This window comes from Micromonospora sp. NPDC005324 (assembly GCF_040607155.1).
Lineage (GTDB): Bacteria > Actinomycetota > Actinomycetes > Mycobacteriales > Micromonosporaceae > Micromonospora > Micromonospora trifolii.
This window is the reverse complement of record NZ_JBEXGE010000038.1, coordinates 38,801-64,605: the sequence shown is the minus strand read 5'-3', so window position 1 is coordinate 64,605 and position 25,805 is coordinate 38,801. Positions and strand designations below refer to the sequence as shown.

Annotated in this window: 25 protein-coding genes; 16 read left to right on the top strand and 9 right to left on the bottom strand. The window is 70.5% G+C overall.

Features of this window, described 5'->3' with window-relative positions:
- Nucleotides 1-7: 7 nt before the first annotated feature.
- From ABZS40_RS29755 to ABZS40_RS29740, 4 genes are all read right to left on the bottom strand, one after another.
- A complete protein-coding gene (locus tag ABZS40_RS29755; RefSeq protein WP_354946976.1) occupies nt 8-442 on the bottom strand; it encodes a hypothetical protein in 435 nt (144 codons plus the stop codon).
- Nucleotides 443-678: 236 nt separating this feature from the next.
- Nucleotides 679-2,955 (bottom strand): glycoside hydrolase family 44 protein, encoded by a 2,277-nt coding sequence (locus ABZS40_RS29750; protein WP_354946974.1) that lies wholly within the window; start codon nt 2,953-2,955, stop codon nt 679-681.
- A 447-nt stretch (nt 2,956-3,402) separates the two neighbouring features.
- Nucleotides 3,403-4,401 (bottom strand): hypothetical protein, encoded by a 999-nt coding sequence (locus tag ABZS40_RS29745; RefSeq protein ID WP_354946972.1) that lies wholly within the window; start codon nt 4,399-4,401, stop codon nt 3,403-3,405.
- Nucleotides 4,398-4,754: a PadR family transcriptional regulator gene (locus ABZS40_RS29740; RefSeq protein ID WP_354946970.1), complete on the bottom strand. Its 357-nt coding sequence runs from the start codon at nt 4,752-4,754 to the stop codon at nt 4,398-4,400. The genes ABZS40_RS29745 and ABZS40_RS29740 overlap by 4 nt, the downstream gene beginning before the upstream one ends.
- Before the next feature lie 349 nt (nt 4,755-5,103).
- On the opposite strand from ABZS40_RS29740, the gene ABZS40_RS29735 reads away from it, so the two are divergent.
- The 3 genes from ABZS40_RS29735 (at nt 5,104) to ABZS40_RS29725 (ending at nt 8,366) form a co-directional block, all read left to right on the top strand.
- Nucleotides 5,104-5,862 carry an SDR family oxidoreductase gene (locus tag ABZS40_RS29735; RefSeq protein WP_354946968.1) on the top strand — a complete coding sequence of 253 codons (759 nt, stop codon included), beginning with the start codon at nt 5,104-5,106 and terminating at the stop codon, nt 5,860-5,862.
- Nucleotides 5,863-5,924: 62 nt separating this feature from the next.
- Nucleotides 5,925-6,824, top strand: coding sequence for an AraC family transcriptional regulator (locus ABZS40_RS29730; RefSeq protein WP_354946966.1), 900 nt, complete (start codon nt 5,925-5,927; stop codon nt 6,822-6,824).
- A 285-nt stretch (nt 6,825-7,109) separates the two neighbouring features.
- Complete coding sequence (locus tag ABZS40_RS29725) at nt 7,110-8,366, top strand: PP2C family protein-serine/threonine phosphatase (protein WP_354946964.1); 1,257 nt, start codon at nt 7,110-7,112, stop codon at nt 8,364-8,366.
- On the opposite strand, the gene ABZS40_RS29720 is transcribed toward ABZS40_RS29725, so the two are convergent.
- Nucleotides 8,367-8,732, bottom strand: coding sequence for an STAS domain-containing protein (locus ABZS40_RS29720; protein ID WP_354946962.1), 366 nt, complete (start codon nt 8,730-8,732; stop codon nt 8,367-8,369). It abuts the gene before it with no gap.
- 191 nt (nt 8,733-8,923) lie between these two features.
- Between ABZS40_RS29720 and ABZS40_RS29715 the strand changes: the two genes are divergently transcribed.
- On the top strand, nt 8,924-9,349 hold the full coding sequence (locus tag ABZS40_RS29715; RefSeq protein WP_354946960.1) for an ATP-binding protein: 426 nt from the start codon (nt 8,924-8,926) through the stop codon (nt 9,347-9,349).
- Between the two features lie 107 nt (nt 9,350-9,456).
- Here the strand turns inward: ABZS40_RS29715 and ABZS40_RS29710 are convergent, their stop codons facing one another.
- Nucleotides 9,457-9,693 carry a hypothetical protein gene (locus ABZS40_RS29710; RefSeq protein ID WP_354946958.1) on the bottom strand — a complete coding sequence of 79 codons (237 nt, stop codon included), beginning with the start codon at nt 9,691-9,693 and terminating at the stop codon, nt 9,457-9,459.
- A gap of 273 nt (nt 9,694-9,966) precedes the next feature.
- Between ABZS40_RS29710 and ABZS40_RS29705 the strand changes: the two genes are divergently transcribed.
- Nucleotides 9,967-11,013: an acyl-CoA desaturase gene (locus ABZS40_RS29705; protein WP_354946956.1), complete on the top strand. Its 1,047-nt coding sequence runs from the start codon at nt 9,967-9,969 to the stop codon at nt 11,011-11,013.
- 49 nt (nt 11,014-11,062) lie between these two features.
- Here the strand turns inward: ABZS40_RS29705 and ABZS40_RS29700 are convergent, their stop codons facing one another.
- From ABZS40_RS29700 to galE, 3 genes are all read right to left on the bottom strand, one after another.
- Nucleotides 11,063-11,836 (bottom strand): maleylpyruvate isomerase family mycothiol-dependent enzyme, encoded by a 774-nt coding sequence (locus ABZS40_RS29700; protein WP_354946954.1) that lies wholly within the window; start codon nt 11,834-11,836, stop codon nt 11,063-11,065.
- 70 nt (nt 11,837-11,906) lie between these two features.
- Nucleotides 11,907-13,397 (bottom strand): protein kinase, encoded by a 1,491-nt coding sequence (locus ABZS40_RS29695; RefSeq protein WP_354946952.1) that lies wholly within the window; start codon nt 13,395-13,397, stop codon nt 11,907-11,909.
- A gap of 164 nt (nt 13,398-13,561) precedes the next feature.
- Nucleotides 13,562-14,590, bottom strand: coding sequence for a UDP-glucose 4-epimerase GalE (gene galE, locus ABZS40_RS29690; protein WP_354946950.1), 1,029 nt, complete (start codon nt 14,588-14,590; stop codon nt 13,562-13,564).
- 195 nt (nt 14,591-14,785) lie between these two features.
- Here galE and ABZS40_RS29685 point away from each other — a divergent pair, with 195 nt between their 5' ends.
- The 11 genes from ABZS40_RS29685 (at nt 14,786) to ABZS40_RS29635 (ending at nt 25,787) form a co-directional block, all read left to right on the top strand.
- The gene (locus ABZS40_RS29685; RefSeq protein WP_354946948.1) at nt 14,786-15,964 is read left to right on the top strand and encodes an inositol-3-phosphate synthase; all 1,179 of its coding nucleotides are present in this window, start codon (nt 14,786-14,788) and stop codon (nt 15,962-15,964) included.
- Entirely contained in the window at nt 15,961-16,887 is a 927-nt protein-coding gene (locus ABZS40_RS29680; protein ID WP_354946946.1) for an HD domain-containing protein, read from the top strand. The genes ABZS40_RS29685 and ABZS40_RS29680 overlap by 4 nt, the downstream gene beginning before the upstream one ends.
- Entirely contained in the window at nt 16,884-18,032 is a 1,149-nt protein-coding gene (locus ABZS40_RS29675; RefSeq protein WP_354946944.1) for a class I SAM-dependent methyltransferase, read from the top strand. Before ABZS40_RS29680 ends, ABZS40_RS29675 begins: the two co-directional genes overlap by 4 nt.
- Before the next feature lie 3 nt (nt 18,033-18,035).
- A complete protein-coding gene (locus ABZS40_RS29670) occupies nt 18,036-19,022 on the top strand; it encodes a Gfo/Idh/MocA family oxidoreductase (RefSeq protein ID WP_354946942.1) in 987 nt (328 codons plus the stop codon).
- Nucleotides 19,023-19,024: 2 nt separating this feature from the next.
- The gene (locus ABZS40_RS29665; protein WP_354946940.1) at nt 19,025-19,852 is read left to right on the top strand and encodes a hypothetical protein; all 828 of its coding nucleotides are present in this window, start codon (nt 19,025-19,027) and stop codon (nt 19,850-19,852) included.
- Complete coding sequence (locus ABZS40_RS29660) at nt 19,849-21,333, top strand: YcaO-like family protein (protein WP_354946938.1); 1,485 nt, start codon at nt 19,849-19,851, stop codon at nt 21,331-21,333. Before ABZS40_RS29665 ends, ABZS40_RS29660 begins: the two co-directional genes overlap by 4 nt.
- Nucleotides 21,330-22,199 carry a sugar phosphate isomerase/epimerase family protein gene (locus ABZS40_RS29655; protein WP_354946936.1) on the top strand — a complete coding sequence of 290 codons (870 nt, stop codon included), beginning with the start codon at nt 21,330-21,332 and terminating at the stop codon, nt 22,197-22,199. The genes ABZS40_RS29660 and ABZS40_RS29655 overlap by 4 nt, the downstream gene beginning before the upstream one ends.
- Nucleotides 22,196-23,437 carry a glycosyltransferase family 4 protein gene (locus ABZS40_RS29650; protein ID WP_354946934.1) on the top strand — a complete coding sequence of 414 codons (1,242 nt, stop codon included), beginning with the start codon at nt 22,196-22,198 and terminating at the stop codon, nt 23,435-23,437. The genes ABZS40_RS29655 and ABZS40_RS29650 overlap by 4 nt, the downstream gene beginning before the upstream one ends.
- A gap of 55 nt (nt 23,438-23,492) precedes the next feature.
- The gene (locus ABZS40_RS29645; protein WP_354946932.1) at nt 23,493-24,275 is read left to right on the top strand and encodes a PIG-L family deacetylase; all 783 of its coding nucleotides are present in this window, start codon (nt 23,493-23,495) and stop codon (nt 24,273-24,275) included.
- A 34-nt stretch (nt 24,276-24,309) separates the two neighbouring features.
- Nucleotides 24,310-25,137, top strand: coding sequence for a helix-turn-helix domain-containing protein (locus tag ABZS40_RS29640; RefSeq protein WP_354946931.1), 828 nt, complete (start codon nt 24,310-24,312; stop codon nt 25,135-25,137).
- A 68-nt stretch (nt 25,138-25,205) separates the two neighbouring features.
- The gene (locus tag ABZS40_RS29635) at nt 25,206-25,787 is read left to right on the top strand and encodes a dihydrofolate reductase family protein (RefSeq protein WP_354946927.1); all 582 of its coding nucleotides are present in this window, start codon (nt 25,206-25,208) and stop codon (nt 25,785-25,787) included.
- The last annotated feature ends 18 nt before the right edge of the window (nt 25,788-25,805 follow it).

The window sequence follows — 25,805 nt, the reverse complement described above, 5'->3', positions numbered from 1 at the left end:
CGTTCGGTCAGCCGCCCGGGCAGCGGGTGTCACCGCCGCTGTGTTCCACGCAGTGCCCCGGCGGACCGGGCGTCGTCGCTGCCGGCGCCGGATCCAGGTCCCGGCCGGCGAGGACAGCGATCGGTACGGCAGGCACGGCGATCACGGCGGCCAGCACCAGGAAGACGACTGCGGTGCGTACCTGGCGCAGTTGGTACGCGACGAGCGCGATGAGGAGCGGCCCGGCGGTCGCCACCAACGCGGCGACCAGTAGGGCCACGCTCGCCTGACGTGTGAGGTCCTCGAACTCGCCGGGTTGGTCGCCGTAGCTGACGCTCCACTGCTCCAGGCCGATGCCCAGCCACCACAGGGCTGCCGCGATCAGTCCGCAGACCCAGAGCAGGGCCAGGAGACCAACGATCGGGACACCCCGTCGACCTGTGCCGACCGCTTCAGACGTCATGCCGTCCAGCGTGGATGGCTCAACCCGGCCGGGCATGAGTCGGCGTACTCACGTTTGCTCGGCGAGGACGCGCGGGAACTAAACCCGGTCGCCGCACTGGCCGGCAGCTGACAATCGGTCGGCGGCGCAGTGCTAGCCCGGTTTGGGGGAGCAGTCGCTCGAGAGCGAGGGGGCCGAGGCGCCGCTGCGCCCCGGCCCCCTCGGGCCTGCTCCCTACGGGGTAGGAGCCTCTCAGGTCACCCGCAGCGATGACCGTTGAGGTTGAAGGCGGGTGGTGCCGGGTTGGTGCCGCTCCACGTGCCGTTGAAGCCGGCGCTGGTGGAAGCGCCGGGGGCGAGTTTGCCGTTCCAGCTCATGCTGTCTGCGGTGACGTTCGTACCGTTCTGTTTCCAGGTGGCCGACCAGCCCTGGCCGACCTTCTGGCCGGTGGTGGGGAAGTTGAAGGCGAGTTGCCAGCCGTCGATCGCTGTGGTGCCGGTGTTCTTGATCGTTACGGTCGCGGTGAAGCCGCCCGGCCAACTGTTCGCCGTGTAGCCGACCGTGCAGCCGGCGGTCGGGGCGGTGGGCGCGGTCCGCACGGTCAGGCCGGGCGAGGCCGGCGAGACGTTACCCGCCGCGTCGCGGGCGGTTACCACGAAGGTGTACGGGGTGTCCGGCGTCAGCCCGGTCACGGTGTACGTGGTGCCGGTGGCGCTGCCCACCTTCACGGTGCCGGTGGTGTCGACCCGGTGCACGTCGTAGCCGGTGACGGCGGTGTCGTCGGTGGACGGCGTCCAGGCCAGCGCGACGCTGTCGCCGGTGGTCGTGCCGGCGGTCGGCATGCCCGGGGTGGTCGGTGCCTGGGTGTCGCCGGGCGTGGTGTCGCGCGGTAGCACCAGGTGGGTGATCGAGTTGGCCGGGAAGGTGGCCGTCAGGCCGGTGGCGGTGACCGGCTGGTCGGCCTCTCGGACGACGCCGGCGAGGTTCGCCTCGCTGTAGCGGTAGACCTGAGCGGTGCTGGCGGGGGCGCCGGTGAAGGCGACCGGGCTGGTCAGGTCGTCGCCGGTCTTGTTGACGACGACCAGTGTGAGTGCCTTGTCGGCGTTCCGTTCGGCGGCGTACACGGCCAACTTGCCCTGGTCGGCGCTGGTCGCCTGGACGGAGGTTTCGCCGAACGCGCCGCCCCTGCCGTCGTAGTTGCGGTAGACGCGGAAGGCGTTGGCCACTGGCTGGTCGGCCTCGGGTGCGGTCCAGAGGGTGGCCAGGTCGAGTCCCTCGCGGCCGAAGATGCCGAGTACGTCAGCCTGGGCGAGCGCGCCGTTGAGCGACCCGTGGGCGCCCCAGTTGTACTCGGTCATCGCGATCTTCGTGCCGGGGTAGTGCTGGTCGACCAGGTCGCGCAGGCGCGGGATGAACCGGACCGGACTGTTGATCCAACTCTCGTCCACATAGGTCGGGTCCCAGAGTTGGCGGGTCGAGCGCAGTCGCAGCGCCTGGGTGTCGGCGTCGCCGGCCGCGTCGCCGAACACGCCGGACTGCTGTGGGTAGAGGTGCACGTCGAAGTAGTCGAGGATGCGTGTGCCGTGCTGCTGCTCGTACTCGCGCATCCGGTCCAGGTACCACGGGCCGAGGTCCTGGCCGCCGTGCGCGGCCTTGTCCGGCGGGTTCGACCAGCAGCCGGTGCGCGAGCAGGTGTCCTGGTCGAGGCCCGAATAAATGATCGAGTTCAGGCCCCAGCCGACGGGACCGAGGGTCTTGGCGCCGGGGTCGGCGGCCTTGATCGCGGCAGCGTACCCGTAGGTGCGGTCGCGTAGCTCGTCGTAACCCATCCCGGTCGGGCGGACGTCGCGGTGGGTGGACTGCCACAGGTCCGGCTCGTTGTCCAGGTTGTAGAACTGGACTCCGCCGTCGGCGGCGGCGCCGAACTGCCCCTTGAGGTGGTTGACGAAGTCGGTGACGTACTCCGGGCCGACGGCGACGCTGGTGTCCTCCGGATCGTTGCCGGTGACCAGTGACCCGTCCGGCTTTGTGCCGTTGCCGCAGTCCGGTGCCCAGGGGTCGGTGGACTCCTGTGGGCCGTACTTGGTGACGCTGAAGCCACACGCCCGCGACCGGTCCTTGGCGATCCAGCCGAGCATCGGCACCGTCATGACCGTGGCGGCGCCGGTGGCCCTGTTCTGCTGCACGAACCGGTCGGTCTCCGAACCTTCCGGGAGGTCGGCTGGACTCGGGTTGTCGTTGGGGATGTTCTCGAAGTACCAGTCCGACGCGCGGTTGGTGGTGTCGGCACGAAAGTTGTAGCGGGTGGTGGCGTTGCCGCCGTAGCGGTGCACCGGCAGCCGCAGGTCGCGGGCGAGGGCCTGGTCGGCGAAGTTCATGCCGTAGATGTACGGGCTGATCTGGTGCCGGGCTGCGGTGGTGTCCACGGTCAGCGCCGGGCCGGCCGCGGCCAGGGCTGGCTCCGGCAGGGCCAGACCGCCGAGGGCAGTGGCGAGCATGACCGGGAGTAGAGCTGTGGTGGGTCGCACGAGCATTCCTTTCGAATAGGAGCTCGACGATGGGAGCGCTTCCACAGCGTTGCGCCTTCCTGGCTCTGAGTCAACGCCGGAGCACTCATTGTAGATCATGACGGTTCGATCCGACCCGTGCAGGCCCGACTGCCGGCCGACCGGAGTCAACCTCTTCACATGTATTGAATTCATCAATGCGAGCGGGCTCTGCATTGACGACATCGCCCTTTCGAGTAAGCGCCTCGGTTGCTGATCTGGAGCCCAGGGCGCCTCGGAGGCTTTCGGCGCATGTCGTCATGATGTGAGTCCCGAATGGCGTCCCTGCCAGGGTGCGGCTTGGCTGCCGCACTCCGGCAGGGGCGCCGCCGGTCTGCGGCGGACTTCGGACCTGCCCGGTAACGGGCGGAAATCACCGGCTGAGTCCACGTCCCGCCGCCTTGTCGGTGGCGCCTGTTGAGGCGGCTGCTGCTGTCACCGTCCGCAGGTGGGACAGGCTCCCGCCGTCGGCGCAGCGGTGACGGTCGCTGACCTGGCTGGTCGTGCTTCGCGGCGGGCGGCGACGGCCGCTGTCAGCGTCACCGCGCTGAGGATGACGACTATGCCGGCGGTTGCGGTGGCGACCTGGAAGTCGGGGTAGCTGGCGCCGACGAGGTCGGCGGTGATCTCGCTCAACGGGTAGAGGCCGAGCAGCCCGATCGGGGCGAACAGTGTCAACAGGGCCCAGAGTCCTCGGGTGTCGTGGCGCAGGGCGAGGATCGCGGCGGTGAGCATGGCGGTCAGCAGCAGCGCGACGCCGGCCTTCGGCAGGAAGTTGCCCCACTCGCCGTTCCGGTAGGGGGTATTTCGCTCGACCATCCCGTGAGCTGCGGCCAATGTCGCCAGCGGGGCGACAACCAGCGGCACGAGCCGCTGCCACCGTGGCGGGTCGGCGGGCAGGGCGAGTGCCAGAAGGCCGAGCGTGGCGTGGGGCACCAGGACGAACAACGGCGGTCGCGGTAGGCCGGCCAGGGCGCCGACCGGCAGCGCGACGGCGCCCAGCAGCAGGGCCACGCCGATGGTCATCCGGGTCCACCGGAGCGGGGCGACGGAGTGCACGACGGCCGCCAGCAGCCAGACTGCCCAGACGATGATCCCGGTGGTGGCGAATGGTCCGAAGGTCGGCACCACCCAGGGCACCTGACCAGCGATCTTCTCGGCTGCCGTCCAGATGCCGGCGAGGGCGGTCGCGGTGGTGAACGCGAGGGTGGCGGCGAGGCGTACCCCGGGGATGAGGTCGGCCGCGCCGGCGGCCCGCAGCCGCTCGCGGACACCGCCGGCCGCGACGTCCGCGGCGTCGACCGGCGACGGCCAGCGGCGGCCTGGTTCGGCCAGATCGAGGTACGTCCCGACGATCTCTGCGCCGCGGGCCTGCCGGTAGCCCAGGGGGTACGCGCGGAGTAGCCGTCGATAGCGGCGTTCGAGGTCCCTCATGCCATCCCTCCGACGGTCCGGGGCACAGCCCGAGAGGAGCGATCGCGGAGTCGGGCCGTGGCGGCCTCGACATTGCGGCGCAGTCGATCAGTTTCCTCGCTGAGCGTGGTGTCGCCGGCGGGGGAGAGGCGGTAGTAGCGGCGCAGTCGGCCGTCCACGATCTCCTCCCGGTGGACCTCGACCAGGCCGGCGTCGACGAGGCGGTCCAGCGCGCCGTAGAGGGTGCCGGGGCGCAGAGACAGCCGACCTTGGGAGAGGGTTGCGACCTCGCCGATGATGGCGTACCCGTGCAGCGGCTCGCCGGCCAGCGCGGTCAGGATCAGGAAGGTGGGCTCCCTCAGTGGCGTGTCCACGCCGGCAATGTATCGGTCGCGAAGCTATTCGCGAGGCGGAATCACCGATTCACCTTGCTGGATCTGCCACGGGTCTGCCGACGGGCGCGCCGGCTCCACCAGAGCCGGCCCAGGGTGGTCAGCTCAGTGGCGGGCGTAGCCGTTCGTCGTCGAAAACGATCTCGATCACTGCTAGGGGCATCCTGGCGGATCCATGCACGATCCTGCTCACGCGCAGGCGCAGCGCGGCGAAGAGGATTGGGCAAGAGGCGAAGAGGATCGTTCTTTTCGCGGGCCCGGCACAGCGGTCTCCTGGAAGAGACACATTCCCCACGGATTCCGACGAATCCTCAGGCCTAGGAGGCCCATCATGAAGGTAGCCGTCGTCACCGGTGCAAGCTCCGGCATCGGCCAGAGCGCCGCCGTGCAGATCGCCCGGCGCGGTACCGGCGTCATCCTGACCTACAGTTCCAACGAGCAGGGCGCCAAGGACACCGTCGCGCGGATCGAGCAGCAGGGTGGCACTGCCGCGGCGCTGCACCTGGATCTCGGCGACACGGCGGGATTCACCATCTTCCGGGACGCCGTTGCCCAGGTGCTGCGCGAGACCTTCCAGCGGGACTCCTTCGACCACCTGGTCAACAACGCCGGATTCGCCGGCATGGCGATGATCGAGGACACCCGGGAGGAGGAATTCGACCGGCTCACGGACGGCCTGTTCAAGGGGCCCTTCTTCCTCACCCAGGCACTGCTGCCGCTCCTCGCCGACAACGGGGCCATCGTCAACCTGACCAGCAACTCCACGCTGCCCCAGGTGACCGCGCCCGGATACTCCGTCTACGCGGCTCTCAAGGGCGCCGTGGCAGTGCTCAGCCGCTACATGGCCAAGGAGTTCGGTCCCCGCGGCATCCGCGTGAACTCGGTCGCACCGGGAGCCACCGTCACCCGCTTCGCCGACGACGCGTTCAGCAAGAACCCGCAGATCATCCCGGAACTGGCGAAGACCTTCACTCTCGGCCGCGTCGGTGAGCCCGACGACATCGGCATGGTCATCGCCATGTTGGTCTCCGAGGAAGGCCGGTGGATCACCGCGCAGGACATCGAAGTCTCCGGAGGCCAGAACCTCTGAATGTGTGCCCAATCCTGCCAGATCGCCGTACCCGTGTGGAGTTTTGTGCAAAGATGGGATTCATGTCTGCCCTGGATGAGATGCGTGAGCTTCTCAACCGGCATGCGCGGCCCGACATGAGCACGGCGATCGACGGCATCCGGGTGTGCAAGTTCACTCATCCGAATGCTTCGGCGGCCGGGATGTCCGGGACCGTGCTCGCAGTCATCGCCCAGGGCGGCAAACGCCTCGCCCTGGGCGAGCGCCTCTACGAGTATGGGCCCGGCCAATACCTGATCGCCTCCGCCGACCTTCCCGTCACCGGCCATGTCCTGGACACCGGGCAGCCCACCCTCGGCTTCGGCATGACTCTCGCTCCCTCGGCCCTTGCCGAACTGCTCCTGGAGGCCGACCCCCGAGACCTGCCGGCCACCCCACGCGCCGCATCGCCCGGCATTGCCGTCTCCACGGCCTCGCCCTCACTGCTGGACGCGATCGTGCGCCTGTTGCGGCTGCTGGGGCAGCCCGCGGACCGCAAGATCCTCGCTCCTATGGTCAAGCGGGAGATCCTCTGGCATCTCCTACGCGGTGAGCAGGGAGCAGCCATCCGCCAGCTCGGTCTCGCCGACAGCGGACTGGCTCACATCAACCGCGCCGTGCGTCAGATCCGGGAGAACTACGCCACGGCCTTCCGCGTGGAGGACCTGGCGGAAATCGCCGGCATGAGTGTTTCCGCGTTCCACCGCAACTTTCAGACCGTCACAGGGATGAGCCCCATCCAGTTCCAGAAACGCATCCGCCTGCAAGAAGCCCGGCTCCTGCTCGCCAGCCGCCCCTCCGACATCACCGGCGTGGGCCTCAGCGTCGGCTACGACAGCCCCTCCCAGTTCAGCCGTGAATACCGCCGCATGTTCGGCACACCACCCAGCAAGGACACCCAACTCCGCACTCCGCCAGCTGAACTCGTCACCGCGCTGCCCTGAGCTTGACCCTGTCGGGGATCCTGGTGCTTCCCGGTGCGGCAGCATGATCCGGCTGGGTGTCGGTCCGCTGCGGCGGTGCCGGCGGAGGTGGCCGGCCTGGTCGAACTGGGCACCCGGGTATGGCTGCGCCCCCGCTGGCGCGCTCAGCGGGCCGGCGTTCGGCAGTGGGCTGAGCGATCCATGATGCCCGTCTGCGGCACTGACAGCGCCTGCTGCTGGATTGGCGGAGCGGCGGTGACGGTCCTCGTGCTCGGCGTTTGCTGGCGGGTCTCGTAGGCTCTGTCAGTGCAGAGCAGTCGAGGGCGGATCATGGCGCACATGTTGGATGCGGCGGAGAACGCCTCGCCGGTCGAGGCGGTCGAGGCGGTCACCAGGGAACTCGGTGCGGCGCTGGGGGCGCGTAGCGTCGCGTTCTTGATCGCGGACCTCAGCGGTCGGGCGTTGGTCCGGTTGGCCCATGTGCCGCTCGAGGGTGCCGGTGCCGGCCGCCGGGACGGTGAGGAGACGGCCACGGTGATGCCGTTCGACGGCGGCCCCGCCGAGCAGGCGCTACGCAGCCAGACGGCGCAGGTTCTCGCGCAGCCTGACGGATGGACGGTGTTGGCACCGGTGACCGATCGTGGTGAGGCTATCGGTCTGCTTGAGATGACGCTGCCTGAAGAGCCCGCCCCGCCGACGTTGCAGGAGATCACCCGCACGGCGCACGTGTTGGCGTTCGTGGTGATCGCGAACCGGCGACACACCGACCTGTTCGAGTGGGGGCAACGCACTACCCCGTTCACCCTGTCCGGCGAGATCCAGCGCCGCCTGCTGCCCGCCTCGTTCACCTGCGAGAGTAGTGCGTTCACGCTGTCCGGCTGGCTGGAGCCCGCCGCCAGCGTCGGCGGGGACACCTTCGATTACAGCCTTGCCCGTGACGTGTTGCATTTCAGCGTCACCGACGCGATGGGCCACGGGGTGGCCAGCGCGCTGACTGCCACCCTGGGCGTGGGCAGCCTGCGCAACAGCCGCCGTCGCGCGGTCGGTCTGGTAGCACAGGCCGACGCCGCGGATGCCGACGTGGCCGAACACGCCGCCGTGCCCGGCAGTTACATCACCGCGATCCTCGGCCGTCTCGACCTGCGTACCGGGGTGTGCGCGCTGCTCAACGCCGGGCACGTGCCGCCGATGCTGGTGCGCGACGGGGACATGCGGGAGCTGCCGTTACCGGCCAACTTTCCCCTGGGCATGTTCGCCGGGTCCGGTTACCGCGCCGCCGAGATCGCGCTGCGACCCGGCGACCGTCTGGTGGTGCTCACCGATGGCATGCAGGAGCGCAACGCCGCCAACCTGGACCTACCAAACATGCTGCGGTCGATTGCTCATCTGCACCCGCGCGAGGCTGTCCGGGCCTTGGCCGACGCCGCGCTCGAGGTCAGCGGACCGACTCTGGCCGACGATGCCACGCTGTTCATCCTGGACTGGCACGGCGGGCACAGCGAGGACCGGCGGAGCAGCGCCGGCGCCGACCAGGCGCGTGCCAGCACCTCGCTGCCTGCCTGACTACCGGCCTGTCGCGTCATCCGTGGACGGCACACTCGCTTCAGCGGCCTGCACGCTGTCATACACGTCGATAACCCGATCCACCGATGTGACCGTCAGCACGCTGCGCACGGCGGGCTGCACCGCGGCGAGGCACAACCGGCCGCCGACGACACGCATCGCCTTGAACATCACCACCAGCGCACCCAGTGCGCTGGAATCCATGAAACCCACCCCGGCCAGATCCACCACTACCTGATGTTCACCGGCGTCAACCAACCGTTGCAGACCCTCGCGCAACTGCGGAGACGTCGCCATGTCCAGCTCGCCGCGAGCCTCGAGCACGGTGCAACCCCGGCCCGGCCGGGCCGACAACAGCAAGTCCACGACACACTCCCCACGCCGTTGATCCCCGCATACCCTATTCTGCCGGGCGGGCGGACCGCCGCCGGCCAGCGTACGTCGAGCCGACACCCTGACCGTTTCAGCTCAGCAGCCCCCGGGTAAGGCTGACCACAACCGGCGCGTTCCGCTTCAGTCCGGCGCGGTTGCGTACGGACCGAGGAGGAAACTGCGCGATGCGCGTGACCATGACGCTGTCACTCCCGCGGCAGCCGACCTCGGTGAGCCGAGCCCGCCACACACTCGCCACCCTGCTGAGCCTCACCGACGCCACCGAGGACTCTCGTGGTCACCTCGCCGTGCTGATCACCGAGGCATGCGCCAACGCGGTGATGCACGCGTATCTCGACAGCACCGTCGACATCACCATCATGATCGATGATGCAGTGTGCCTGCTCGAGGTCGGCAACCGCGGCGTGAGTCCGAACGGCGCTGGGCGGCTCGACGTCGACCTCCCCGACCCGCTCACCGTCGGCGGCCGTGGACTGCCCTTGATCGCCGCACTTGCCGACACGGCGGCCTTCGTCCTCGGACCACCGGATCACGTGCTGCTCCGCATCACCAAACACCTCGCCGACCCGGGGCCGCAGCCGACCCGATGACCGGGAACGCCCCCCTGGCTCCCATGCCGGCTGGCGGTTGTCGGGTGGTAGCGTGCAGCGGCAATTCCCCCTGGGATCCCGGCCCGCACGGAGAGCTGCTGGCCGGGTCAGCTCCGCGGCACCGCGGGCAGGCTGACCGGCGACCCTTGCGGCGAGGCGTCGATTCGCCCGCCGAGTGAGGGAGCAGTGCCGTCATCGAGCTGGCCGGCGACGTCGCCCGCCGCGAAGTCACTCTCCTGGCGGCGACGTCGGAGAGTGAGCGTGCCCGCCGCTCCGGTCAGCGCCCCTGCCGCGAAGGCAAGGATGAGTGCTCGCCGCGCGACGGACTTCCTTTTTCGTGCCATGACCGCTCCCTGAATTCGACGTGCCTGCCGTGTCCTGATTGTCGGACTCGACTGACGGAGTCGCGCGTCTAATCGGCGGACATGCATGAAGCGAGTCTCACTCGCGTGTCGGGCATCGTGGGCTGGTTTCGGCGTGCGAGAGGCGCCGTTGAGGGAGACTGAAGCCATCAGCCGGCGGTTCGCTTGCCGATCTCTGCAGGACCACGCGTGAACTGCGTGCCCCGATCACGGCTGACGGCGGGGTCGGTGAGCTGATGGCGTGGCTGACGAGGAGTGGCGACGGTGAGTGACACAGATCTTGGTGCCCGCAGTGACCGTGGCAGTGATTACGCCGACCTGTCCCGCCTGGTCCGAGGCGCGGGTCTCCTCGACCGGCGTCCCCGCCACTACGCGGCGCGGATGACGGTGGTGTTGGTAGGTCTCGCGCTGATGGGTGTTCTGTTCGTCCGCCTCGGGTCGTCGTGGTGGCAGACGGCTACCGCCGCCGGCGTCGCAATGCTGCTCGCGCAGCTGGCGTTTCTCGGTCACGACGCCGGGCATCGGCAGATTTTCCGATCCCGCCAGGCGAACGACGTGATCGGCTATGTCTGTGCAAACCTGGTGAACGGGATCAGTTACGGCTGGTGGGTTGACAAGCACAATCGCCACCACGCCCATCCCAACACCGAGGGCCGCGACCCTGACCTCGTGGTGGCTCCGCTGTCCTTCACTCCGGGTCAGGCCGCGACGCAGCGCGGCCTGCGCGCCCTGTTCGTTCGGCACCAGGCGGCGCTGTTCTTCCCCCTGCTGATGGTGGAGGGTCTGCATCTGCATGCCGCCAGCGTCCGGGCGGTCGTCTTCCGCAGCGGGCTCAGGCGCCGACGAGCGGAGGCCGGACTGCTCCTCCTGCACGCCGCCGGCTATCTCGTGGTCGTGTTCCTGGTCCTGAGCGTTCCGCAGGCGATCGTGTTCATCCTGGTCAATCAGGCGATCTTCGGCCTCTACCTGGGCAGCTCCTTCGCCCCGAACCACAAGGGGATGCCGATCCTGACCGGGGCCGATGACGTCGACTACCTACGCCGTCAGGTCCTCACCTCTCGCAATGTGCGCGGGGGCCGGCTCCTCGACGCACTACTCGGTGGGCTCAACTACCAGATCGAACATCACCTCTTCCCCAGCATGCCCCGGCCGAACCTGCGCCACGCCCAGCCACTGGTCCGCCAGTTCTGCGCCGAACACGGCATCGCGTACCACGAGACCACCCTGATCCAGTCCTGGGCCCAGGGGCTGGCACACCTGCGGACAGTCGGGGCCGGAGCGACCCGAACCGGCAACGACTGAAACCGCGTTGCGCCGGGGCAGCACCGACAGATGCGTCACACGTGCGCGCTCACGCGGTCGGGTCCCATTCTGCGAGCTGCTCCATCGGCTCGGTGTCGCCGGTGGTCTCCAGGTTGTCGAGCGGGGCGCGCTCGTAGAAGTAGAGGACCATTTGGCTCGCTGCGCCTCGCATCGCCATGTCCCCTGGCTCGGCGTCGGCGGCGAGGTCGTCGCAGCGGACGCCGTCGGCGTTGAGCGTCAGGCGCCAGGAGCGGCCCTCGGTCGTGTGCAGGTCGATGGTCGCCGGCTTGAACGGCCAGGGGACTGTCGTCGCCGCGACGGTCGTCAGGAACTCGTCGACGCCCTCGACCGCGACGTCCGTCGGTAGCGGCTGTGCGGCCCCCTGGGTGAGCTGGGCGTCGTAGGTGTGGACGGCCAACTCCTGGATCTGGTGTCGGGCCACGGCTGCGCTGGTCTGCGGGGCCTGCGAGCGGCCCCACCAGGTCCAGCAGCCGCGGTCCGGGCCGGCCGTGCGCATCGCGTCGAGCATGAGCTGGGTCGACTCGGCGAGCCAGGCGTCCAGGGCTCCGCGGTCGCTGGGCGCGGTCGGGGCGCCCTTCGGGTTCGTCTTCGCCGGGGGCTCGGCGTCCGGGCCCGCCGCGATGATGGCGGCCTGGCGGCGGCGGCCGTCGCCGAGGTGCTGCGCCAGTTCGCGCAGCGTCCAGTCCGGGCAGGTCGGGACCTGGACGTCAAGGTCGGGGGCGGTCGCGATCGCGGCGCGGAACGCGGCCGAGCGGTCTTCGATCAGCCGCAGGGCCTCGGGAAAATCCACAATGGTCTGCACCTGGGTTGTGTATCACTGCGCCCCGGCCGCCGGGTAGCGAATTTGTCGGACGAACGCGCACGTCATCCGCTCACTGACGGCTCTCCTTTATCTTCGGCAACAGGGTGCCGTCGTCGCACCGCGCCTTGATCTCGCTCTTGTTGCCGGCGGACAGCAGCACCACCTGGACCTCCTTGACAGGCCCCGGGTTGTAATCCCTGATGCTGTAGCCGGGGGCAGGAGCGACGTTGACAACGCGAGCCTGATCTGCGGTGCAGAGCACGGTCACCACGCCACCGAGTGCCCGAAGGGGTGTGCCTGGCTTCGGCGAGGTCGGCGCCGGCGGGGCACCCGACGGCCTCGTCAACTGCTCGGCACTGGGTGACGTTGTGGCGCCAGGGCTGGCCGAGGAGCCGGCTCTTGCGGTCGGTTGCGCCAGCCCAGCCGGAGCGGCAAGCGTGCGGCTCGGTCGTGAGACTGGTGCGGGCTCCGCAGAGGTCTGCCGGGGAGCAGGTGGCTCAGTGGCAGACGCCTCGAAGGCGGCGTCGGGAGGGGTGGCACCCTCACGTGTGGAGACCCCGCCCGATCTGCCATCGACAGGTGTGAACTGGGGGAGCAGGAGCGCAGTTGTCCCTGCCGTCGCCATCAGAACGGGGATCAACACGGCGTTCGGGATGCGGCGACGCCGACTGGCAGGTTTACCGGCGGTAGTCGGTGTCGACTCGGGTACCCGCTGCGCCGCCTGTTTCGCCGGCCGCTCGGCGTCATCGGTCAAACCGTGCAGGGCCGCCGCCACCTCCGCGGCATCGGGCCGATCCGCGGGATCCCTGGCGAGGCAACGGTCGAGGAGACGGTGAACCTCGTGCGACACTCCCTCGATGTCAGGCAGCGGTGCCGGATCGACATATACGTGAGCAGTCAACATCTGCGTGGGGGTCTCCGCCGACCACGGCAGCTCATTGGTCAGCGTTCGGTACAGCAACAGTCCGAGCGCATAGACGTCGGAGGCTGGCAGGACAGTGCCACCGGCGAGCCGTTCGGGCGCGAGGTAGGCCGCGGTGCCCAACAGTTGTCCGTCCGCCTCCAGCTCCGGCCGACCGACAGTGGTGGCGATACCGAAATCGACCACCTTCACACCGGCCGGTGTCAGCATCACGTTGGACGGCTTGATGTCCCGGTGCACCAGTTGACGTTCGTGCGCGGCGGCGAGCGCCTCGGCGACCTGCGCGCACGTCCGCATCGCGGCGGCCGGCGGCAGCGGACCGGAGGCAAGTCGCTGGGACAGGGTCTGCCCGGGCAGCAGTTCCATCACCACGTACGAGACCTGGCGGCCGGTGTCATCGGTGTGCTCGCCATAGTCGTACACACTCGTCACGTGCGGGTGCCAGAGGCCCGCTGCGGCCCTGGCCTCTGCCTGGATGCGTTGCCGTGCGCCTCGGGCGGCGGCCTGCGCGCCGGCCAGGACCTTGACGGCCACCGCACGTTCGAGGACGCGGTCCCACGCCCGCCAGACGACCGACATGCCACCTGAGCCGAGACGGCTCTCCACCTGATACCTGTCGTCCAACAGATCACCGACCATCACTGGGACAGCTTGCCAGAGTGGACTCGCAGTGGCATGGCGACCGACTTCGACGCTGGTCAGCAGCCTTCAGGTCGCGTCGGAGGCCGGTTGAGCGGGCAGGACCAGCCCTTCGTCGCGGTCGCGACGTGGAGGCGATCTGCGGAGAACACGATCTCGTCGAGTCAGCCGGCCAGTTGCCGACGGCGTGCCGCCAGGTCCGCCAACACCTGGCCGCGCCGGTCGTGCCAGGCCAGGGAGTCGGCGATTCCGGTGGACAGGTCGCGCTGCGCCCTCCAGCCCAGCACCTCCCAGGCCCGCCCGCTACGGGCGAAGCCGCCGGCGGTGTCTCCGGGGCGCCGCGGTGCCTCGCGGACCAGAACCGGACGGTCCACCACCGCATTGAACGCCGCGACCAGTTCCAACACCGTCGTTCCGGTGCCACTGCCCAGGTTGAGGGCGGTGTGCGGAGCACCACCGACGGCGAAGATGTCGTCGAACCGGTCCAGCGCCCGAAGGTGGGCGTCGGCCAGGTCCCAGACGTGGACGTAGTCACGCAGCCCCGAACCGTCGCGGGTGGGCCAGTCCAGACCGTTCACCGAGAACGGCACACCGGTCTGGTGCGCCTGCACCAACCGGCCCAGTGCGTGCGAGGGCGTGGCGACCTGGAGCCCGGTGCGCAGCGCCGGATCCGCGCCGATCGGGTTGAAGTAGCGCAGGGACAGCACTCTCAGGGGGCTACTGGCCGCGATGTCGGCGAGCATCCGTTCCACCACCAGCTTCGTCTGCGCGTACGGGCTGGTAGCGTGCAGTGGCGACACCTCGTCGACGCCGAGATCCGCGTCCGGCCGGTAGATGGCCGCGGACGAGCTGAAGATCAACCGGTGTACGCCATGCGCGAGCAGTCGGTCGACGAACTCCAGGGTGGCGGAGACGTTCGCCCGGTAGTAGTCCACCGGCCGGGCCACCGAGTCCGGCACCGCGATCAGGGCTGCGCAGTGGACGACCGCGTCGATGTCCGGATGCCGCGTCAACAGCTGGTCCACCGCGTCCGCGTCCGCGATGTCAGCGTGGTGGAAGGACCGCCCCCGGCAGAACTCGCGACGACCGGTGACCAGGCTGTCCAGTACCACCGGTGTGTGGCCCGCGTCGATCAGGGCGGACGCGATCGTACTCCCGATGAATCCTGCCCCACCCGCGATCAGCACCTTCACGAGCAGACCTCCCCCCGCCGGTACCCGACAACGCGCTGCGCCCTTTTGCATTTTGGTCATAGTGAAGGGCTTCTGAGCTGGGAAATCGACCGATCGGTGCGCCGCCGGGACGTCGACAAAGACCGATGACTGGTTGGCGACTGGGCGGGTACGCGGCGGCTCGGGTCGGACGTGCGGGTCGAATCAGGAGGCAGCATGACGGGGGAGCGCATCGGGGTCGCGGTGGTCGGACTGGGTGGAGCGGTCGCGACCACGGCGATAGCCGGAGTGGAGTTGTTGCGATTGGGCATGACGGATATGTCGGGACTACCCCTGGCGCACCGCACCGATCTGGTGCCGTACGAGTCGATGGTCTTCGGGGGTTGGGACCTGGCTCCGGACGACCTGGCCAAGGCGGCACACGTGCACCGGGTGGTGGAGCCAGCCCACCTGGACACTGTCGCGGGGCCGCTGGGGCAGATCCAGCCCTGGCCGGCCGTGGTGGACCCGGCGTACTGCCGCAACGCCACCGGAGCGAACGTGGTGCCGATCGGGCCGCTGCGCGAGCGGGTGTCGCACCTGCGAGCCGACCTGGGCCGGTTCAGGTCGGCGCAGGACGTGCAACGGGTGGTGGTGGTCAACCTGGCCTCCACCGAGGCCCGACCGGATCCGGCGTCGCCGGTGCTGCGGAGTCTCGACGGGTTCGAGGCGGGGCTGGACGCCGACGATCCCGCCCTCACACCCGGTCTGCTCTACGCGTACGCGGCGATCCGGGAGGGTTGCCCCTACGTCAACTTCACGCCCAGCCTGGGCGCCGACGTTCCCGCGCTGTTGGAATTGGCCGAGCGGGAGGGCGTGCCGGTCGCTGGCAAGGACGGCAAGACCGGCCAGACACTGATCAAGACGGTGCTCGCCCCGGCCTTCCGGTCCCGGGCGCTGACCGTGGAGGGCTGGTACTCGACGAACATCCTGGGCAACCGGGACGGGCAGATCCTCGACGACCCGTCGTCGTTGGCCAGCAAGCTGGACACCAAGGGTTCGGTGCTCAACCAGATCCTCGGTTACGACGTGGACGACCACGTGGTCCGGATCGACTACTACCGGCCGCGCGGTGACGCCAAGGAAGCCTGGGACAACGTCGACCTGATCGGCTTTCTCGGGCAGCGGATGCAGCTCAAGGTGAACTTTCTCTGCCGGGACTCGATCCTCGCCGCGCCACTGGTGCTGGACCTGGCGCGACTCATGGCGGAGGCTGCCCGCCGCGGTGAGAGCGGCGCGCAGGAGCAACTTGGCTACTTCTTCAAGGCCCCGATGACCCGGGACGGCCGGACCCCCGAACACGCGCTGCACGCGCAGGAGCGGACACTGCTGGACTGGCTGGACGCGGCGGCATGACCACCGCCCTGGCAGCCCTGCCGGTCGACCGACTGGCCGCCGTGACACCCACGCTGCGCCAGATCGGCGACCTCAAGCGGGTCCGGGTGGCCCACGCCGAGGGCTCGGTGGCCGAACGGGCGTTCTCCCGAGCATGGGCGGCCATCGCCGGCGGCGCCGACCCAGCGGTCGTCGCCGACCGGGAGTGCGCCGCGGCGCTGGCCGGGGCCCGCCTCGGCGGCATGGACGCGGCCACCCTCACCGCCTGCGGACTGGCGGAGACCGAGGTGGAGAACGTCCTGGCCCGCGCCGTCGACGAACTTGTCGGATCGCTGCACCCGGATACCGGACGCCGGGTACGAGCGGCGCTGCCCCACCTGGTTGCCCAAGGCCTGCCAGACGCGCCGGTTCCGTCGTTCGTGACGGCCCTGCGCCGTCAGCCGCGCGCCGGCGCCACCGCCGCCGGACGGCCACGCCTGGTGGTCGAGCCAGCCGAGAACCACGCCGAGCACTGCTGGGCCGTCGCCGTGTACGGTGCGCTGCTCGCTGACGACACCGGCGCCGACCCGGCGCAGGCGTTCCTGCTCGGCCTGGCCCACCACCTGCACAACGCCCGGCTACCCGACGCGGGTTTCGCCGGTGAACTGCTGCTCGGCGCGTACCTGCAGCCGATGACCGACCGGCTCACCGAGTGGGAGTTGGCCGAGTTGCCGAACCCGCTGGCGGCCCGGGTCACCGCGGTGCTGGCGTTCCGGGTGGACGCCGACACGCCACTCGGACGGACCTTCCACAGCGCTGACGTACTGGACCGGGTGCTTCAGGTGCACCATCACGCCCGCGCCGCCGCGTTCACCGTGGAGCAGGCCCTGGTGGACCTGGCGCTCGTGCACGACGGCCCGGTGGTGGACTACCAACGGGCCGTACTGCGGGCGGCCGGGCTGTGACCGCCGTCCGCGCGGTGCCCGCCACCACAGCGACCGGGTGGCGTGGCCCCGACGGCACGCCCCTTCTCGCCGACACGTCGTGCACCCTCACCGACGGGGTGCGCCGCTGGCCGGTGGTGGAGACCATCCCCTGGCTGCGTCCGGACCGCGACGATCTGCGGGGGCAGGCGGTGGCAGCGCTCGACGCGGGTGAACCGGACCAGGCCGCGGTGACACTGCTCGCCGACTCCGACGACTGGTGGGACGGCCCGGCGCCGCCGGCGGACCAACTCCGTGCGGCGCTGGGTGCCAGCACCCTGCGGGACGCGGTCGAGCTGCTCGGGCTCGGCCGCGTCGGGGTCTACTTCCTGCACCGCTGGTCAGACCCGAGCTGGTTGGCGGCCCTGGCGCTCACCGCCGCACATCCGCCCAACGGTCGGCCGGTGGTCGACGTGGCCTGCGGGGCCGGCCACCTGCTGCGACACCTGGTCCTGCACGGCCACCGCGATCTGACCGGCGTCGACGTGGTCTTCGCCAAGCTCTGGCTGGCCCGCCGATTCGTGCTGCCGCCCGACGCGCCGGTGGCGCTGGTGTGCGCCGACCTGACCGCGGGCTGGCCGCTGGCACCACAGGCGGCGCCTCGCCACGTGGCCTGCCACGACGCCCTCTACTTCCTGCCGGACAAGGCTGCCGTGGTGGCCGCCGCGCGCGCCTGCGCAGGGCCCGACGGGGCGGTGCTCCTCGGTCACCTGCACAACGCACAGCACCCCGCCGGCACGACCGGGCTGCCGCTGCCACCCGACAGTTGGGCGGCTCTGCTGCCGGGCGCCAACGCGTACGCCGAGGAAGAACTGACAGCGGCGACGGCTGCCGCGCGGCTGCCCGCTCCGGCTGACCCCGCCATGCTGATCGGCACCGAGGCTGTCGGCCTGGCCCTGGACGCGGGCGACGCACCGGCCGACGCCGCCCTGCTGCGGCCCGCGCCGGCGAGCCCGCTGCGACCCAACCCGCTCTACACCGACGGGGTCCGCCGCTGGCCCGACCCGCGGTGGGCGGCCGAGTACGGCGACCGGGCCGCCGCGTACCTGCCGGAGCGTTGGCCGCCAAACCCGGGCCCGGACGCGGTACGGCGTCGCCTTCTGCTCGACCTGCCCGAGCGGTGGTGAGCGATGAAACCGGTCGGGTGGGGTGTGGTCGGCTGCGGCTGGGTCGCCCGTGACCACGTCGCCCCGGCGATCCGTGCGGCGGGGCACCGGCTCGTCGCCGCCTGCGACCCGGATCCGGCCGCCGCCCGTGGGCTCGCCCCGGATCGGGTGGCCACGACCGACCTGCACAAGCTGCTCGACCACCCGGAGGTCGAGGCGGTGCACGTCGCAACCCCCAACCACACCCACGCCGACGTGGTGGCGGCGGTGGCCAAGGCAGGGCTGCCGGTGCTGTGCGAGAAGCCCTTGGCGGCGACCGTGCCCGACGCCCGTCGACTGGTCGACGCGGCCGGTGGCAGCCTCGCCGGGGCTGCCTTCGACCAGCGGTTCCACCCCGCCCACCAGCGAATCGCCGAGATGGTCGCCGCCGGTGACCTGGGTACGGTGACCGCGATCCGGATCGTCTACGGCTGTTGGCTGCCCGAGCGGTGGAGCCCCGACGGCCGACCGCACGACAACTGGCGGATCGACAGGGCCCGCTCCGGTGGCGGGGCCCTGGTGGACCTGGCCCCGCACGGCGTCGACCTGGTCGGCGTGCTGCTCGGCGACGATGTGGTCGAGCTGACCGTGCGGACCCATCGGCGGGTGCACCCCTATCCGGTGGACGACGGAGCGCTGGTGGCCGGCGTGACCGGTGGCGGCGTGCTGGTCCAGGCACACGTGTCGTTCAACACCGCCGATCCGCTTCCTCGGCGCCGACTGGAGGTGGTCGGCACCAGCGCGCAACTCGTCGCCGTGGACACCCTGGGTCAGAGCGCCGGCGGCACACTGACCCGGCTCGACGCCACGACCGGGGCGGCCACCGAGGTGCCGTTCGACGGTGGCACGACCCCGTTCACCGGTCAGGTGCACGCCTTCTCCGCCGCCGTACGCGAAGGCGGTTGGCAGTGGCCCCTGGACCGGGACCTGCGCCTGCACGAGTTGCTGTGCGCCGCCGCGGAGAGGAGCTGACAATGCCTCTGCGCCCGTACGCCTGCGCGAACTGCGGTCACTGGCAACGCTGGTTCGCGTCCCCGCCGTCCTGTCCGGTCTGCACTGACGTGCGCAACGCGCTGCCCGAGGACGGCTGGCATTTCACCTCCGCCGACGAGGTGGCGGTCGGACGACAGGCACGCTCGACAGTGGTCGCTCCCGGCGTCACCGGCTACTGGTGCGAGCCGCAGCTCGGGCTCGGCACCACCGGCTGGGTGATCGAGACCGACGCCGGTCTGGTCGGTTGGGAGGCGGCCGGCTGGTACCCCGCCGACGCTCTCGCCGACCTGCGCGCCCGCGGTGGTCTGGTCGCGCTCGGGGCGAGCCATGTGCACGGGTACGGCGCTCTGTGGCAACTGCAGGACGAACTCGCCCCGCCGGTGCTCGCGATCGGGGTCGACGATCTCGTCTGGACCAAGGCGTTCCAGGTGACCTGGCCAACCGACGATCGTCACCTGCTCGCACCCGGCCTGGTGATGTACCGCAGCGGCGGCCACTTTCCCGGCCACAACGTGCTGCACGACAAGCAACGCGGAATCCTGTTCGTCGGTGACCTGATCAAAGTCGAGCTGGCCGGCGAGACACCGATCGGCCTCTCCTGCCACAAGGCCTTCCACGCTCAGATCCCGCTCTCGCACGCCGAGGTGCGGCAGGCCCGCGACCTGGTCGAGACGCTCGACTTCGACGCGGTCGCCACACCCTTCGAGTACGCCGCGCCGGTCTCTCGCCGGCAGGTGCTCGCCCTGTTCGACCGGCAGTTGCGGGGGCAGCCGACGGCCGGACCCATACCGATCGAGGAGCTGACGTGACCCGAGCCGCCGAACCGCGTACCCCCACCATCTCGGCGACGTCGGTCGCCGACCGGCTCGCCGATGCCCTGCCAGCCGGCGAGGTCGGTGACTTCGACGTCTCCGAGCTGGACCGGCTCGGTCTGCCGGTCGTCTCCGCCGACCACCTCGGCGACGGCTGGCCCCGGGCCGCCGCCATGGGTTACGGCGCCACCCTCGAGCAGGCGCGCACCGGCGCGTACGGGGAGCTGGCGGAGACCCTGCTGCTGCACGGACAGCTGAGGGCGATGGTTCCCCGGCGCGCCTCGTACGCGCAGCTTCGCACCGAGCTGGGCGCCGGGGGTGTGGTGGATCCCCGGTCGCTGGTGCTGCCCGCCGGCACCATCGTCGACGACGACCAGCCCCGCTCCTGGCTGCCCACAGTCCGGTGGCGTACCGGCGAGACGGTGCTGGTGCCTGCGGAGTTCTGCGGTTCCGCGAGCGAGGACCTGCCCTGGCAGGACCCGGCCGAGCGGCTCGTCACGGTGATCACCAACGGGTCGGGCGCCGGCGACACTGTCGAACGGGCCGTCGCACACGGCCTCCTGGAACTCCTGCAACGCGACGGCAACACCACCGCTTTCCGGGCCATGGACGCCGGCGTGGTGATCGACCTCGACGGGGTCCGGGACCCGGTGACCCGAGCCACCCTGGACCTGCTGCGGGCCGCCCACATCGACGTGGTTCCGAAGCTCGCCTCTACCGCCTTCGGGCTGGTCGACGTGCACGTCGTCGGCATCGACCGGGAGCCGGAAACCCCGCCGCTGGCGGTCACCGCCTGTGGGGAGGCCGCCCACCCGGACCGGGAGACCGCACTGCGCAAGGCGCTGCTGGAGTACGTCTCGTCCCGCTCCCGCAAGGTCTTCTCCCACGGGCCGTTGGAAGCGCTGCGGCGGTTCACGCCGGAGGCGTACTGGCGGCGCGAGTTCGCCCGACCGGCCGAATCACAGGAGACCCGCGCGTTGACGGCGATGCGCGAGTGGACGCACCTCGACGGCGGGCAACTACGTGCCCTGCTGGAACCCGTGGTGCTGGCCCGGCGCAGCACCGTGCCCTTCACCGCGTTGCCCACCGTCGCGCCCGGAAGCCTCGACGACCCGAGCGCACTGCTGGCGGACCTGCTGCACCGGCTCGCCGAGTTCGACGTGTTGGTGATCGTCGCACCCGGCGAGGGGGCGGTGGCGGTCAAGGTGATCGTGCCCGGGCTCGAGGCGGAAACCATGTCGTACGGTCGCATCGCGGCGCGTGGGGTCGAGCGCCTGATGGAGAAGGACTCGCCACTGGTCGGGCTCGGGGTGCCCCCGCACGGCGGTACCGCGCCGGTGGTCCTCGACCCGGCCGGCCGGGAGCGGCTGGGTGGCGATGCCTGGCTCGACCTGACCGAGGTGGCCCACACCATCGGCCCGCTCTATCCGCTCTACCGCGAACCGAGCCGGCACGTCGTCGCCCGGAGTCAGACATGAGCCTGCGATACGCCTACAACACCAACGGGATGACGTCGCACCGGCTCGACGACGCACTCGCCCTGCTCGCCGACTGCGGCTACGACGGCGTCGCGCTCACCCTCGACGTGGCCCACCACGACCCGTACGCGCCCGACCTCGCCGAGCGTACCCACCGGCTGGCCCGCCGTCTCGACGCGCTCGGCCTCGCGAGCGTGGTGGAGACCGGTGCGCGGTTCCTGCTCGACCCGCGGCGCAAGCACCACCCGACCCTGGTCTCGCCGACCGAGGACGACCGGACGCGGCGGCGCGACTTCCTGCGCCTCTGCGTGGACGTCGCTGTCGAACTGGGCAGCGAGGCGGTGTCGTTCTGGGCCGGCGTACCCGAGCCCGGCACCGACAGTGAGCGCGCCTGGCACTGGCTCGTCGACGGCGTCCGCGACGTCGTCGAATACGCCGGCCGGCACAGCATGACGTGTGCCTTCGAGCCCGAGCCGGGGATGTTGGTCGACGACTGCGACGACTGGGCGCGGCTCGCGGCCGAGGTCCCCGGCCTCACGATGGCCCTGGACACCGGTCACTGCCTCGTGTCCGGCCGGTACGACCCGGCCGACGCGGTGCGCGCTTTCGCGACCAGTCTGGGCACGGTCGCCATTGAGGACATGCCCCGAGGCCGGCACGAGCATCGCGCCCCCGGCGAGGGAGATCTGGACTTTCCGGCGGTGCTCGGCGCGCTGACCGAGGCAGGCTATTCCGGCCTGGTCAGCCTCGAACTCTCCCGGGACGCACATCGGGCCGACACCCTGGTGCCCGCCGCACTGGCCGCGCTGCGCCACGCCGAGCAGCATCCCCGCACATCCGCCGAGCTGAAGGTCGGTGTCCGATGAGGATCTGCTTCGTGTCCCGCCGCTACTGGCCGGCGGTTTCGGGGATGAGCGCGTACGCCGAGAACCTGCTGCGGCACCTGGTCCGCGCCGGCCACGAGCCCACCCTGGTGTCCCAGTACCGGGGCGACACCGCGGGCCGCGCCGTCTACGGCGGCGGCCCACCACCGTCGGACCGGGTGCCTGCCGGCGTCGAGGTGCACGCTCTGGAGGCGCACGGGGAACAGGCAGTGGGTCGGGGCGAGCCGGCGGACTTCGAGGCGGACGTCGCGGAGATGACCGACACCGTGCTGCGGCTGCACGCCCGTCGACCCTTCGACGTGCTGCACGCGCAGTACGCGTACCCCAACGGGCTTGCGGTGCTCCGTGCTGCCCGGGCGGCCGGGCTACCCGCCGTGGTCTCCGTGCAGGGCGGCGACGGTCACTGGGTCGGCACCTGCTGCGCCACGCACCGTCACCTGGTGCGGGCGGTCTTCGCGCACGCGCCGGCACTGCTGATCGGGTCGCCGTCGTTCGCCGCCGAGGTCAGCCAGCGGCACGACCTCGATCCGACCCGCTTCACCGTCGTACCCGGCGCCACCGACACCGAACGATTCGTGCCGGTCGCGTCCCCCGGTCGGGTGTCGGACCCGGCAGTGCTGCTGTACCACGGCCGGGTCGACGCGCGGAAGGGCGTGCTCGACCTGCTCGACGCGGTCGCCAAGCTCCGTGCGGAAGCGGTGCCGGTGCGTCTGCTGCTCTCGGGCATCGGCCCCGACCTGGGCGCTGTCGAGACCCGGATCACCGAGTTGGGCCTCGTTGGCATCGTCGAAATGCTCGGCGCGGTGCCGTACGAGCGGGCCCACGAGGTGTACGCGCGGGGAGAAATCTTCGTCAGTCCCACCTACGCGGAGGGCTTCTCCAACACCATTCTGGAGGCGATGGCCAGCGGCCTGCCGGTCATCTCCACCGACGTGGTCGGCGTCCGCGACTGCGTGCGCCCGGAGGAGAACGGTCTGCTGGTGCCGGCCGGTGATTCCGCGGCTCTGGCGGCGGCCGTCCGCCGTCTGCTCGACGACCCGGCGCTGCGCCGTCGACTCGCCGGGCAGGCCCGCGGTGACGTCGAGCAGCAGTGGAGTTGGCCGGTGATCGCTGGTCAGATCACCGCTGTCTACGACGGGCTGGCCGCATCCGTACCGGAGATCCCCGACCCGCCGGTCGATTCGACCTGTCGCTTCCGCGCGGCACCGCACCTGCTGTGAGCGCGAGGACCAAGACGGGCTCGCGAGCCCCGCAGCCCCGATCGGCGGACCGCCGGTGACGACGCGCCCGGGGGTCGCGGTGGCGGTCAGTCCGCACCTGGACGACGCGGTGTTCTCCGTCGGCGGCACCCTCGCAGCGCTGGCCGCGACGGGTTGGACGGTACGAGTGGTCACCTGCTTCACCGCCAGCGTGCCGATCCTGTCACCGTTCGCTCTGGCCTGCCAGCTCGACAAGGGGGTCGCGGCCGACGTCGACTACATGGCGCTGCGCCGGGCGGAGGACGAAGCAGCCTGTGCGGTGCTCGGGGTGCAGCCGGTACACCTGCCACTGCCCGAGGCGCCGCACCGCGGTTATCCCGACCCGGCCGCGCTCTTCGCCGGTGTCCGAGACGATGACCGGGCGGCGGCGGCTCTCGTACCGGCGCTGCGTCCGCATCTGGCGGACGCCGACGTGATCCTCGCGCCGCAGGCCCTCGGTGACCACGCCGACCATCGCGTCGTCACCGAGACTGTCGCCGCGCTCAGCCCGGACGGCCTGTGGTGGAGGGACGTGCCGTATGTCAGCCGGCGACCAGCTGCGTCACCGTGGCGGTGCGTGCCGGACGGTGTCGAGGCGGGCGCTGACATCAGCGGTCATCTGGCCAGGAAGGTGGCGGCCGCCGCCAGCTATCACAGCCAACTCGGGTTCCAGTTCGGTCAGATCGGGGTGGCTCCGCTGCTGCGCAACCTTGCCGCCGAGGAGGCTGCCAGGTTGGGCCTGCCGGGCGCGGTCGAGGCGATTCGCGGGAGGGCGGACCGTCTCCGGTTGATCAGCGCGGTGTCGCCGTGGTCCGCTTGACGGACACGGCCGCGATACTGTGGGTGTGGAGTACGTGTCCAGAGTGCCGCGACCGCCGCTGGACGGGCTGATCGACGACCTCTACTACCTGGAGGGTGCGCCGCCGTACGCCCGGTTGTCGCTGCCGCCGCCGTCGGCGTTGCTGATCGTCAACCTCGGCGCGCCGTTCCGCATTCGCGCCGGCACCGACATCGAGATGGCCGATTTCGCCGACGGCTGCGTGGTCACCATGCCCACCCGCGCGTGGGAGTTCGGCTACCCACTCCGAACCCGGTCCGTCGGCGTGCACTTCAAGCCCTGGGGGCTGGCGCCGTTCCTGCCGATGCCCGCGGCCGAGCTGTGCGACCGGCCCGTGACGGTGGAGCAGGTGTGGGGCCGGTCCGCCATTGCTGAGCTGCGGGACCGGCTTGCCACGGCGGCCGGGCCGTACGAGATGCTGACGCTGCTCGAGGAGGAGCTGATGCGACGGCTGAGCGAGACCGCGGGTCTGGGGCTGGTCCGCCGTGCGAGCAGCGTCATCGTGGCGACCAGCGGGGCGGTCGCGATCGGCGACTTGAGGGTCTCAGCCGGTGTCAGCAGCACTCACCTGGCACAGCGGTTCAAGGAGCTCATCGGTGTCACGCCGAAGCGGCTGGCCCGCACCTACCGCTTCGCTGCCACAGTGTTCTCGATCGACCCCGCCGGACCGATCGACTGGGGCGACCTCGCGGGCGGCGCAGGCTACTTCGACCAGGCCCACTTCGCCCACGAGTTCCGGGCGTTCACCGGGCTCACGCCGACCCGGTACGTCGAAGCCCGGCGGCGGTTCCTGCGCGAACATCCCGGCCACGTGCTGGACAGTTGGCCGCTACCGGCCGATTGATTTCTTACAAGAGCGACAGCACACGACACGCTAACTTGGGGGCCACCCCCCAAGCAGAGGAGAGCCCCGTGGGCAAGGTGGTCATGTACAGCTCCGTGTCGGTGGACGGCTTCATCGCGGACGAGAATGACCAGCCTGGACCGCTGTTCGACTGGTTGCTCAGCGGTGACGTGCCGTTGGACGAGAGCGGCGAGTTGAAGGTGTCGCAGACGTCCTACGACTACACCCGGTCGTACTGGGACCAGATCGGAGTCACGATCGCCGGCCGCCACGTCTTCGACATGACGGACGGCTGGGACGGGAAGCCTCCGGGCGGGGTCGACCACGCGGTCGTCGTGACGCACCGGCCGCAGCCCGAGGGGTGGGACCCCGAGGCGCCGTTTCACTTCGTCGACGGCGTCGAGGCAGCCGTGGCCAAGGCGCAGGAGCTCGCGGGTGACCGCATCGTCGAGGTCGCCGCTGGCGACGTCGGTGGCCAGGCGCTCGCCGCGGGCCTGGTCGACGAGGTGCGCATGGACGTCGTACCCGTCATGTTCGGGTCCGGCAAGCGCTACTTCGGGTCGGTCCACGCGCAGCACCTGTTGGAGGACCCCGACGTGGTGATTCAGGGCAACCGGGTGCTTCACCTGCGCTATCGGGTGCGCCGCTGACCGATCTGATCGGGTACG